12 protein-coding genes are annotated in these 11411 nt (G+C 75.0%); 5 read left to right on the plus strand and 7 right to left on the minus strand.

Annotated elements, in window-relative coordinates; all coding sequences use genetic code 11:
• Positions 1-234 precede the first annotated feature (234 nt).
• A complete protein-coding gene (locus RIM90_RS08200) occupies positions 235-438 on the minus strand; it encodes a hypothetical protein (RefSeq protein WP_309059915.1) in 204 nt (67 codons plus the stop codon).
• A 138-nt stretch (positions 439-576) separates the two neighbouring features.
• Here RIM90_RS08200 and upp point away from each other — a divergent pair, with 138 nt between their 5' ends.
• Complete coding sequence (gene upp / locus RIM90_RS08205; protein ID WP_184818966.1) at positions 577-1212, plus strand: uracil phosphoribosyltransferase; 636 nt, start codon at positions 577-579, stop codon at positions 1210-1212.
• Positions 1213-1248: 36 nt separating this feature from the next.
• Here upp and RIM90_RS08210 read toward each other — a convergent pair whose 3' ends face one another.
• From RIM90_RS08210 to RIM90_RS08220, 3 genes are all read right to left on the minus strand, one after another.
• Positions 1249-1860, minus strand: a complete 612-nt coding sequence (locus tag RIM90_RS08210) for a LytR C-terminal domain-containing protein (protein WP_309059925.1) — start codon at positions 1858-1860, stop codon at positions 1249-1251.
• A gap of 134 nt (positions 1861-1994) precedes the next feature.
• On the minus strand, positions 1995-2291 hold the full coding sequence (locus tag RIM90_RS08215) for a type II toxin-antitoxin system VapB family antitoxin (protein ID WP_004943146.1): 297 nt from the start codon (positions 2289-2291) through the stop codon (positions 1995-1997).
• Positions 2292-2545: 254 nt separating this feature from the next.
• The gene (locus RIM90_RS08220) at positions 2546-3268 is read right to left on the minus strand and encodes a siderophore-interacting protein (RefSeq protein WP_309059916.1); all 723 of its coding nucleotides are present in this window, start codon (positions 3266-3268) and stop codon (positions 2546-2548) included.
• 76 nt (positions 3269-3344) lie between these two features.
• Between RIM90_RS08220 and RIM90_RS08225 the strand changes: the two genes are divergently transcribed.
• The 4 genes from RIM90_RS08225 (at position 3345) to RIM90_RS08240 (ending at position 9307) form a co-directional block, all read left to right on the plus strand.
• Entirely contained in the window at positions 3345-6083 is a 2739-nt protein-coding gene (locus tag RIM90_RS08225) for a GNAT family N-acetyltransferase (RefSeq protein ID WP_309059917.1), read from the plus strand.
• On the plus strand, positions 6080-6559 hold the full coding sequence (locus RIM90_RS08230; RefSeq protein WP_309059918.1) for a cupin domain-containing protein: 480 nt from the start codon (positions 6080-6082) through the stop codon (positions 6557-6559). The genes RIM90_RS08225 and RIM90_RS08230 overlap by 4 nt, the downstream gene beginning before the upstream one ends.
• Positions 6556-7353 carry an SDR family oxidoreductase gene (locus tag RIM90_RS08235; protein ID WP_309059919.1) on the plus strand — a complete coding sequence of 266 codons (798 nt, stop codon included), beginning with the start codon at positions 6556-6558 and terminating at the stop codon, positions 7351-7353. Before RIM90_RS08230 ends, RIM90_RS08235 begins: the two co-directional genes overlap by 4 nt.
• A 157-nt stretch (positions 7354-7510) precedes the next feature.
• Positions 7511-9307, plus strand: a complete 1797-nt coding sequence (locus tag RIM90_RS08240) for a copper resistance protein CopC (protein ID WP_309059926.1) — start codon at positions 7511-7513, stop codon at positions 9305-9307.
• Here the strand turns inward: RIM90_RS08240 and RIM90_RS08245 are convergent.
• The 3 genes from RIM90_RS08245 to RIM90_RS08255 all read right to left on the minus strand — a co-directional run bounded on the left by RIM90_RS08245 (position 9281) and on the right by RIM90_RS08255 (position 11317).
• Positions 9281-10183, minus strand: a complete 903-nt coding sequence (locus RIM90_RS08245; RefSeq protein WP_309059920.1) for a DUF72 domain-containing protein — start codon at positions 10181-10183, stop codon at positions 9281-9283. The two genes, RIM90_RS08240 and RIM90_RS08245, sit on opposite strands and share 27 nt — an antisense overlap.
• A 40-nt stretch (positions 10184-10223) precedes the next feature.
• Complete coding sequence (locus RIM90_RS08250; RefSeq protein ID WP_309059921.1) at positions 10224-10634, minus strand: four-helix bundle copper-binding protein; 411 nt, start codon at positions 10632-10634, stop codon at positions 10224-10226.
• Between the two features lie 125 nt (positions 10635-10759).
• The gene (locus RIM90_RS08255) at positions 10760-11317 is read right to left on the minus strand and encodes a DUF4396 domain-containing protein (RefSeq protein ID WP_309059922.1); all 558 of its coding nucleotides are present in this window, start codon (positions 11315-11317) and stop codon (positions 10760-10762) included.
• Positions 11318-11411: the final 94 nt, after the last annotated feature.

The raw sequence follows: 11411 nt of genomic DNA on the forward strand, positions 1-11411 counted from the left end.
CCTGTGTCCGGCAGTTTTGATCGCAGGTCGCCGAGTGCGCCCGTGAAGGACTCACCAGCGCACTCGTTGCCGCCACGTGCGGATCGTACGCGGCTTTGCCCGCCGTCCCCGCGCGGCCACTTCGGGAAACACGCGGGCGTGCCGCGATCTTCCCGTACGCGCGCCGTGTCCGCCCCGTACGCGCGGTCCGCACCGCCGGGGCGGGCCGTCGGTACGGCGTTCACCCGGGGGCGCCTACCAGCGGAAGGTCCGCATGCGCATCGCGTGGCGCAGCCGGGCCGCCTTGGCGCGGCGCGGCTGGACCCGGTCGCGCAGGGCCCGGGCCTCGGCGAGTTCGCGCAGGAACCGGGCGCGTCGCCGCCGCCGCTCGGCCTCCGTCTCGTCCGGGCCGGGCCTCTCACGCGGCGACGGATCGTCCCGGTACTCCTGCTCAGGCATCGGTTCACCACCCCAGTCCGTCCCTCCCACCTTCCCCCGGACGGGCGGTTTGACGCCAGCGAACGAGTGGCGGGGAGAACCTGTGGCCTGCCACTCGCGGGGACACCGGGCCTCCTGGGCCCGGTTACTGTTGGGGACATGCGTCTCCACGTCGTCGACCACCCCCTGGTCGCCCACAAGCTCACCACGCTGCGCGACCAGCGCACCGACTCCGCGACCTTCCGCCGTCTGGCCGACGAGCTGGTCACCCTGCTCGCCTACGAGGCCACGCGTGACGTGCGCACCGAGCAGGTCGACATCCGGACGCCGGTGGAGCGGACCACGGGCGTGAAGCTGTCCCACCCGCGCCCGCTGGTGGTGCCGATCCTGCGGGCCGGTCTCGGCATGCTGGACGGCATGGTCCGGCTGCTGCCGACCGCCGAGGTGGGCTTCCTCGGCATGATCCGCAACGAGGAGACGCTGCAGGCCTCGACGTACGCCACGCGGATGCCGGAGGACCTCTCCGGGCGTCAGGTGTACGTCCTGGACCCGATGCTCGCCACCGGCGGCACGCTGGTCGCGGCGATCCGGGAGCTGATCGAGCGCGGCGCGGACGACGTGACCGCCGTGGTGCTGCTGGCCGCGCCGGAGGGCGTCGAGGTCATGGAGCGCGAGCTGGCCGGCACCCCGGTGACGGTCGTGACGGCGTCGGTCGACGAGCGCCTCAACGAGCAGGGCTACATCGTGCCGGGCCTCGGCGACGCCGGGGACCGGATGTACGGGGCGGCCGAGTAGGCGCCGAGGCGCCCGCTCCCGTTTCCCCGCTGCCGTTCAGCAGCTCTTCTTCGCGGTGGGCGCCGGCTCGGGCTCGGCCAGTGCGGCCAGGGCCCGGTCGGCGTCCGCCTTCTTCGTCAGGTTCCGGAAACCGTCGCCGATGATGAGGTCGAGCTCGCTCCCCCTGCGGGCGGCGTCGGTGCGGCGTTCGGCGCCGGCGAGCTGGGTGCCGAGCACCGGCAGCGAGGTGTCGAGGGCGGCGGCGGGCCCGAGCAGCACACCGGTGCCCTTGACCTTCTTGTCGTACTCCTCGGTCGCGTTGGCGACCTCGCCGATCCTGAAGCCGCGCTTCTTCAGCTCGTCGGCGGTCTTCTGGGCGAGACCGCCGCGGGTCGTGGCGTTGAGGACGTTGACCGTGATCGCGCCGGGCTCGGGGAGGGCCTTCGGGGCGGCCGCGCGGCTCGCCGCGGTGGCGCAGGCCGCCTTGGTGCCGGTCGCGGAGGCGGAGTCACCGCCGCCGGTGAACACGTCGATGAGCTGCAGCGTGCCCCAGCCGACGACGCCGAGCACGGCGACGGAGGCGGCGGTCAGGACGACGAGCCTGCCGCGCTTCCGGGGCCGGCGCATCCGCGGGTACTTGCCACCCGTGATCCGGTACTGGCCGCCCATGCCAGGGGGAGTCAGCATGCTCATGAGCGCAGCGTAGTGCGCCCGGGCGGCAATGCCTACTAGATGATCATTCGACTGCGCACAGTCCAACCCGAAAGGGTCAAACCGAGCCGCGGCGGGGCGCCGGGGTGGTGTCAGTCCAGCTCGAGGACGCGGGCGTGCAGCACCTGCCGCTGCTGGAGCGCCGCCCGCACCGCGCGGTGCAGCCCGTCCTCCAGGTACAGATCGCCCTGCCACTTCACGACGTGCGCGAAGAGGTCGCCGTAGAAGGTCGAGTCCTCGGCCAGGAGGGTCTCGAGGTCGAGCTGCTGCTTGGTCGTCACGAGCTGATCGAGGCGGACCGGGCGCGGCGCGACGTCCGCCCACTGCCGGGTGCTCTCCCGGCCGTGGTCGGGGTACGGCCGGCCGTTTCCGATGCGCTTGAAGATCACACGGAAAGCCTACCGGTCAAGACGTTCCGGGCGCAGCCACGGCGACGGAGTACGACGCCGAAAAAACCACCCGAAAACGGGAGGCACCGGGAACGCCGCTCGACCGGTCGGCGCGGTGGGCGGTCCGGCGGCACCGGGGTTCCTGCCGCGGGACGGCACCGGGGTCCCGGCCCGGGGCGGGGAGCGGCACCGCCCCGGCGCCCCGGTGGCCGCGCGTCGCGGCCCCGCCCACCGCGCCGGTACCGCCTCGCGGTTCAGCTCGCGCGCCAGTACCCCAGCGCGTGCATCCGCTGCTTGGGCACGCCCAGCTCCTTGCGGACGAACGCCGACAGCGCCCGGGTGGTCGTGGTGTCGCAGGAGATCCAGACGTACGGGTCCGGGCTGGCCCGCAGCAGCTCGGGCAGGTCGGCCCGCACCCGCTCGACCAGCGCCGCCCCGGCCTCCTGCCGGGGCACCTCGCGCACCTCGTGCCGCTCCGGGTCCGCCCGGCAGGGCAGCCCGTCGAGCGTGCCCTCGAACCAGACGGTCGCCGGAGCGGAACCCAGCGCGCCGAGCAGCGAGTTGATGGCCGGCAGCGACGCCGGGTCGCCGACCGCGAAGACGTGGGAGGGGGCGGGGCTGGGCTCCTCGAACCCCGTGCCCTGCACGGTGGCCTCGATGGTGTCCCCGGGCTTCGCCGTCCGTGCCCAGTCGCTGGCGCACCCCTCGTGCAGCGCGAACTCCAGGCTGAAGGTGCCGGCCGCCGGGTCCGGGTCGACCAGGGTGTACGCCCGCTGGTGCGGCCTGCCCGCGTTGTCGAACCACAGCCGCACCCACATCGTCGGGTGGACGCCGGTCGCCGCCAGCATCCCGCCGTCGGCGAAGTGCACCCGCCGGTACGCGGCGGTGACGTCCTCGGCCCCCGTCACGGTGAACCTGAAGTCCTTCGCGCGCAGCAGTTTGAGGACCGCGCCCTCCCAACCCCGCCCCTGCCCCATCGCGTCCTCACCCTTCGCGTACGATTCCGCCACGGCTTACTTAGGGGAGCCTAACCTAAAGTGAAATGAGGGCACAGTGGCCGGCGAGATCTTTCGGGACCCCTGGGGCATCCCCCATCTGCGCGCGGACGACGCGAACGAACTCGCCCGCGTCCAGGGCCGGGTCACCGCCCTCGACCGGGCCTGGCAATTGGAGGTCGAACGGCACCGGGCGCAGGGCACCTCGGCGTCCTTCCTCGGCCCCGAGGCCCTGTCCTGGGACCGCTTCGTCCGCCGCGCCCGCCTGGCCGACACGGCCCGCCGCTGCTGGGCCGGACTGGAGCGGCGGGACCCGGAGACGGCCGACTGGGTCCGGGCCTACGTGGCGGGCGTGAACGAGGGGCTGGGCACCGCCACCGCCCCCGAGTTCGCCCGCGTGGGCCTCGCCCCCGGCCGCTGGGAGCCCTGGACCCCGCTCGGGATCTGGCTCGCCACCCACATCCTCTTCGCCGGCTTCCCCGCCAAGCTGTGGCGCGAGCACGTCGCCACCCACCTCGGCGCGGACGCCGTCGGCCTGTTCGCCACCGACGGCCCCGGCACCTCGGGCAGCAACGGCTGGCTCGTCGCCGGGGAGCGCACGGTCACCGGGCAGGCGGTCATCGCCGGAGACCCGCACCGCTTCATCGAGGACCCCGGCGTCTACCAGCAGGTCCGCCTCTCCTGCCCGGAGTTCGACGTCGTCGGCCTCGCCGTGCCCGGTGTCCCCGGCATCGCCCACTTCGGCCACACCGGCACGGTCGCCTGGGCCATCACCAACGCCATGGCCGACTACCAGGACCTCTACCGCGAGCGGCTGCGGCGCACCGGCGCCGGGGTGGAGGCGCTCGGCCCGGACGGGACGTGGCACCGGGCCGCCCGGCACACCGAGACCGTCGATGTGGCGGGCGAGGAGCCGGTCGAGGTCGAGGTCGTCGAGACCGACCGCGGCCCGGTCGTCATCGGCGGCCCCGAGGGCCTCGACGACGGGGTGTCCCGGCCCGGCGGACCCCCGCTCGCCGTCGCCCTGCGCTACCCGCCCCGCGTCACCGGCGACCTGGGCTTCGGCGCCCTGCTGCCGCTGCTGCGGGCCCGCCGCGTCGCCGACGTGGACCGGGCCGCCGACCGGTGGGCCGAGCCGGTCAACGTGCTCCTGGCCGCCGACACCGAGGGCGGCACCCTGCACCGGGTGGCCGGCCGGGTCCCGGTGCGCTCCGAGGCCAACCGGACCCGCCTGGTGCCGGCCTGGGAGCCCGGTCACGAGTGGCGGGGCTGGCACGAGCCACCGCGCGCCGGACTGACCGACGGGGTCGCCGTGATGGCGAACCAGCGCGGCCCCGCGGCCCCGCTCGGCGTCGAGTTCGCCCCGCCGCACCGCGCCGACCGCATCACCGCGCTGCTGGCCGGGCGGGAGCGCTGGTCCGCCGCCGACATGCCCGCGATCCACACGGACACCCACCTCGCCTCCGCCGCCGCCCTGCTGGACCGCCTCGCGGCCCTCGACGGCACGGGCCTGAGCGGCCCGGCCGCCTCCCTGCGCGACCGCCTCCTGCGCTGGAACCGCCGCATGGACGCGGACAGCGCCGACGCGGCCGCCTTCGCGGCGGTGCGCGGCGCGGTCGTACGGCACCTCGCGGCGCACCCCGCGTTCGCCGCGGCGGCCACGCCGCCCGCGTACCCGGAGGTCTTCCGGCCCTGGCTCGCGCTGGTCCCGCGCATCGGCCACGCCCTCGAACACCTCCTCACCGCGGAGGAGCTGTTCGGTGTCGACCGTCCGGCGGCCGTCCGCGCGGCCCTGGAGGAGGTGGCCGCCCGGCCGCCCGCCGGCACCTGGGGCGACACCCACCGCCTGGTCCCCTGGCGGGCCCTGCCCCCGGCCACGCCGTACGACGAGCCCGGCCTGTCCGGCGACCACGACTGCGTGCTGTGCACCTCCGCCGTGCCCGGCCTGACCGACCTCGCCGCGCGCGGCCCGGCCGCCCGGTACGTCTGGGACCTGGCCCGGCGCGAGGATAGCCGCTGGGTGGTGCCGTTCGGCGTCTCGGGCATCCCCGGATCCCCTCACCACCGCGACCAGCAGCCCCTGTGGCTTGCGGGGGACCTGGTCCCGGTCGTCACCGACTGGGACCGGCTGCACAGGGAAGCCGACGGGCTTTCGCGAAGAACCGAGGAACGACCGACGAGGAGACCGATGTCCGACCCCTACGCCTCCCGCGCGGCCGTCCACGAGCAGGTGGTCGACGGCTTCGGCGCCGTGCGCATCCTGCCGCTGGACGCCCGGGCCGACGCCCCCCTGCTGCACCGCTGGGTGAGCGAGGAACGCGCCGCCTTCTGGGGCATGAACGGCCTCACCGAGGAGCGGGTCGCCGAGATCTACGCCCACATGGACACGCTCGACACGCACCACGCCTTCCTCGTCCTCAAGGACGGCACACCGGCCGCGCTGCTCCAGACATACGAGCCGGAGGCCGACCGGGTCGGCGAGTGCTACCCCGTCGAACCCGGCGACATCGGCGTCCACCTGCTGCTCGCCCCCGCCGAGCCGGGCGGGGAACGTCCCGGCTGGACCGGCGGGCTGACCGCCGCCATCATCACGTACGTGCTGCTGGGCCTGGGCCGCGAGCGCGTGGTGGTCGACCCCGACGTGGCCAACGAGAAGGCGGTCGCCCGCTTCCTGAAGCAGGGCTTCACGGCCGGTCCCGAGGTCGTGCTGCCGGAGGTCGACCTGCCCGACGTGTATCTCCCGGCGAAGAAAGCCCGACTCGCCTTCCTCACCCGCGAGGTAGCCTTCGGCGCGTGACCCCCGACGACCTCGTCGCCCACTACGGACTGGAGCCGATCCCCCGCGAGGGCGGACGGTTCCGGCGGACCTGGGCGGGTCCCGAGCGGCCCGACGGCCGGCCCGAGGGCACCGCCGTCGTCGCCCTGCTCACCGACGGGCCGGGAGACTTCTCCGCCCTGCACCGCCTGCCCGCCGACGAGGTCTGGCACTTCTACCTCGGCGACCCGCTCCGGATGCTCCTCCTCGCCCCCGACGGCACCGCGCGCACCCCCGTGCTGGGCCCGGACGTCCTCGGCGGCCAGCACGTCCAGCTCACCGTGCCCGCCGGCACCTGGATGGGGGCGCGGGTGGCGGAGGGCGGGGCCTGGACGCTCTTCGGCTGCACGATGGCGCCCGGCTTCACCTACGAGGGCTACGAGCACGGGGACGCGGCGGAGCTGACGGCGCGCTACCCGGACCAGGCGGACCGGATCGCGGCCCTGTGCCGGTCATGAACCGGCCGGGACTGCTGGAGGGGCAGGTCGCCCTGGTCACCGGCGCGGGCGGCGGCATCGGCCGGGGCATCGCCCTGCGGTTCGCCGAGGAGGGCGCCGCGGTCGCGCTGCACTGCCGTACGGCGGTGTCGTCCGCGCACGGGGCCGCCGACCGCATCCGGGCGGCGGGCGGCGAGGCCGTCGTCCTGCGCGCCGACCTGACCGACGAGGACGCCTGCCGCCGCCTGGTCGCCGAGGCGGCGGAGTGGGGCGGGGGCCGGCTGACGGCGTTGGTCAACAGCGCGGGGGTGCAGCCGGTCCGGGAACTCGCCGGGATGACGGCGGCCGAGTGGCGCGAGGTCGTGGACACCAACGTCACCAGCGTCTTCGCCTGCACCCAGGCGGCGGCGGAGCTCATGCGGGACCAGCGGGAACGGGAGCACGGCGGGCGTGCGCAGGGCGGCTCCATCACCCACGTCGCCTCCGTCGAGGCGCACAGCCCGGCGCCGGGTCACGCCCACTACTGCGCGTCCAAGGCGGCCGTGGTGATGCACGCCCGCGCGGCGGCCCTGGAGTACGGCCCGTGGGGGATCCGCGTGAACACGGTCTCGCCCGGTCTGATCGAGCGGGAGGGGCTGGCGGACGCCTGGCCGGAGGGCGTGCGCCGCTGGCGGCAGGCGTCCGCCGTGGGCCGGCTCGGCCGCCCGGAGGACGTCGGCGACGCCTGCGTGTTCCTGGCCTCCCGGCTCGCGTCCTGGGTGACGGGCCACGACCTGGTGGTGGACGGAGGGGTCTCGGCCCGGCCGACCTGGTGAGCCGGACGATGAGCACACCGGGCCCCGCATCCGTACGTAACCCGGAGCCGGGCGGCCGGGAGGCGGGTACGACGTGGAGCGACGGCACAGCGGGGCGGCGGTCGGGGGCCGGCGGGACCGGGCGGCGGGCCGCGGGACCCGGCGGCTCCCCCGGCTGGTGCTGCTGGGCACCGTGCTGGTCCTGCTCCTCCTCGGCGGCGCGGCCCCGGCGAGCGCCCACGCCGCCCTCCGCGGCACCGACCCCGGGGACGGAAGCGTCGTCGCGTCCGCCCCCCGGCACGTCACCCTGACCTTCACGGAGTCCGTCGGCCTGCTCGAGGACTCCTTCCGCGTCTACGGCCCCGACAACCGCCGGGTGCCCCTGGACGAGCCGCGGCACGCGGACGGCGCCCCCGACACCGCCCGGGTCGGCCTGCCCGGCGGGCTCGCCGAGGGCACCTACACGGTGGCCTGGCGGGTGGTCTCCGCCGACAGCCACCCGGTCTCCGGCGCCTTCACCTTCTCCGTCGGCAAGCCCTCGCCCACCGCACCCGCGGTGCCCGCGGAGCGGGCCGAGCACCCGGTCACCGCGAGCCTCCACGACACCGCCCGCCATCTCGCGTACCTCGCCGCCGCCCTGCTCATCGGCACGGCGGCGTTCGCGGCCCTGTGCCGTCCGCCGGACACCGCCCCGCTGCGGCTGCCGCTGCTCACCGGCTGGTGGACCCTGCTGACGGCCACGGTCGTCCTCCTCGTCCTGCGCGCCCCGTACGAGGCCGGGACGGCACCGGCCGCCGCCTTCGACGCCGCCGCCTTCGCCCGCACCCTCACCGGCCGCCCGGGACTCGCCCTGCTGGCCCGGCTGGCGCTGCTCCTGCTGACGGCGGCGGCCCTCCTCCACGTCTCCCGTCGTCGCGCACCGGAACCGGAACCGGTGCCGGAACCGGGCCGGGCGTCCCGCGCGCGCCTGGCGGCGGGCGCCGCCCTGTCCGTCGGCCTCGCCCTGACCTGGGCGGCGGCCGAGCACGCCGCCGCCGGGATCCAGGTCCCGGTGGCGATGACGTCGTCCGTCCTGCACCTGCTGGCGATGGCGTGCTGGCTCGGCGGCCTGACGGCCCTGCTCCTCACCCTGTACCGCGCGAGGACCCCGCCGCCCGCCGCCACGCTCACCCGTTTCTCCCGCCTGGCCCTCGCCTCGGTGACCGTCCTCGTCGTCACCGGCGTCTACCGGTCCTGGCGCGGCCTCGGCTCCTGGACCGCGCTCACGGAGACGTCGTACGGCAGGACCCTGACCGCCAAACTCGTCGTGACGGCCGTCCTGCTGGCGGCGGCGGGGCTGTCGCGCCGCCGGACGGCACGCCTGGTGACGGCGGAGGCACCGGTGGCGGTGACGGTGGCGGAACGGGTGCCGGAACCGGTGGGAGCGGCGGGGGCGGGCCCGGAGAAGAATCCGGGGAACGGGGAGCCGGGGAACGGGGAGCCGGACCGCCACCGTCGGGCCCTGCGGCTGTCCGTGCTGGTCGAGGCGGCCGTGGGCGTCGTGGTGCTGCTGATCACGACGGTGCTGACCGGCACCCTCCCGGCCCGTGCGGAGGCCGAGGCCGCCGAGGCGGCTCCGGTGGCCGGACTCCCCGGCGCGTCGGCGGTCACGATCCCCTACGACGTCGGCGTCCCCGGCGGCACGGGCCGGGTGCAGATCACGCTGGACCCGGGCCGGGTGGGCGAGAACGGCGTCCAGGCGGTGGTCTTCGGCGCCGACGGCGGCCTGGTGGCCGTACCGGAGCTCCGGCTGTCCTTCACCCTCACCGCGAAGGACGTCGGGCCCATCGACGCCGGGCTGACCGACCGGGGCGGCTACTGGGCCACCAACGATCTCACCCTGCCCCTCGAAGGCACCTGGACGATGAAGGCGACGGTCAGGGTCTCCGAGCTGGACCAGGCGAGCGAGTCACGCCAGGTGCGGATCACCCGCTGAAGGGCCGCTCGCCGACGGGCGCTCGTCGACGGGCCGCCCGAGCAGTCCGCTCATGAGCTCGGCGGCACGCACGGAGGCGTCCCCGCAGCACGTGTTGAACAGCACGTGCACCTGCTCGACCCGGTCGGCCAGCCGGCGCAGCCTCGGCACCCACGCCCCGAGTTCGTCCGCTCCGTACGCGTACCGGAACCGGTCCTCCTTGCTGCCCGTGCCCCAGGCGGCGCTGCGCCCGTGGAACCGCACCACGGACAAGCGGGGGGAGGTGACGGGCGTGACCGGCGGTACGGACGAGGGCAGCGACTGCACCATGTCGACGCCGACGGCGGCCATCGCGCACCGGGCGAGCAGAGCGGACGTGGCCTCGGCGCGTCCCGCCTCCCACCACGAGGGGTGCCGGAACTCCACGGCGAGGGGCCACCCGTCGGCGCGCCGCGCGCACTCCTCCACGAATGCCTCGCCCCGCGCCCCCGCCCGCAGCCACGGCGGGAACTGGAACAGCACGCTCCCCAGCCGCCCGCTCCGGCGCAACGGCCCGATGCCCTCGGCGAACCGCGCCCACACCTCGTCCAGGACCGCCGGGTCGCGCGCGTCGGGCGGCAGTCCGCCGGGCATCACCGCACCGCGCGTGGGATGTCCGGTCAGCAGCGAGAACGCCTTGACGTCGAACACGAACCCGTCCGGCGTCCGCTCCACCCACAGGCGGCTGTTCCGCTCGGAGGGCAGGGCGTAGTACGACGCGTCCACCTCCACGACGGGAAACCGCTCCGCGTAGTACCGCAGCCGTCCCTCGGCATCCCGCCGACCCACCGGGTACCAGCCGCTGCCGACCAGTGCCCGGTCGGTCCACGAACAGGTCCCCACCAGGATGTCACCCATGGAGCCCGGCTACCCGCCGCGGCTCCCCGCAGACGAGGGGTCAGCCGAGTGCCTGGATGAGCTCGTTGCACGCCTGCTCGCACGAGCGGCAGGCCTCGGCGCACAGACGGCAGTGCTCGTGCATGTCGGCGTGCGCGGAGCACTCGTCGGCGCAGGCCTTGCAGGTGGTGGCGCACGCGGTGAGGATCGCGCGGGTGACGTCGGCGTCGTAGCCGGTGTGCCGGGACAGGACGGCGGCGGTGGCGTTGCAGATGTCGGCGCAGTCCATGTCGGTGCGGATGCACTTGGTGAGCTCTCCGACCATGCCCTCGGACAGACAGGCGTCCGCGCACGCCGTGCACGCCTGGGCGCAGGCGACGCACTCCTCGATGCACCGGGTGAGTTTGTCGCGGTCCACCTGTCCCAGGTCGGCCGGGTAGGTCGCGAGCATGTCCTTGACGGTCGTCGTCATCGGTCGCCTCCTCCAGTCGGCGGGGTCCGGCGCCGCGGGGCGGCGCGGGGCGGGGCGGCCGTGCCCCGGCCGTCCTCGGTCCCTGCCGGGTTGGTCCGGCCGGGGAATGCAAACGTGTCCGGTGCTCAGTGATGGTGGGCGTGGACGACGGCGTGGCCCTTGCCGCGGCCGATCATCCACTTGTTGACCGGGGTGGTGACCACGAAGGCGACCGCGAACCCGCCGAGCAGGGCCGACCAGAACAGCCCGTCGGACAGGTGGGCGTCCATCGCGCCCGGGGTGAGGGCGATGATGGCGTTGTCGACGAACTCCATCACCGCGATCGAGACGGTGTCGGCGGCCAGCGCCACCTTGACCGCGGACTTGAGGCCCAGGCCCGCCCGGACCACCGCGAACAGGGTGAACGAGTAGCCGAACAGGAACGCGAGCGTGATCGCCAGGATCATGGTGGGCACGTTGCCCCACAGCAGCGCGGTGCCGATGACCATGCCGAGGATCTCGCCGATGGCGCAGCCGGTCAGGCAGTGCAGGGTCGCCTTCACCGCCATGGACCACGAGGCCCCGGGGCGGGCGTCGTGGGTGCCGTGATGCGCCGCGTGACCGATGTGCCCCTGGTGGCTCTCGTGGCTTCCGTGAGCGGCGTGGTCGTGCGTGGTGTCGCCGTGATGACCGGTGTGCTCCATGACCTTCATCCCCTGTCCCGTCCAGTGTGACCCGCCACAGGGCCTCCCACGCCTTCAATGTATACCCCCTAGGGGTATGCGTCCAGGGGTGAGC

It is taken from the genome of Streptomyces sp. (genome assembly GCF_031181555.1).
GTDB classification, from domain to species: Bacteria; Actinomycetota; Actinomycetes; order Streptomycetales; family Streptomycetaceae; genus Streptomyces; species Streptomyces fimbriatus.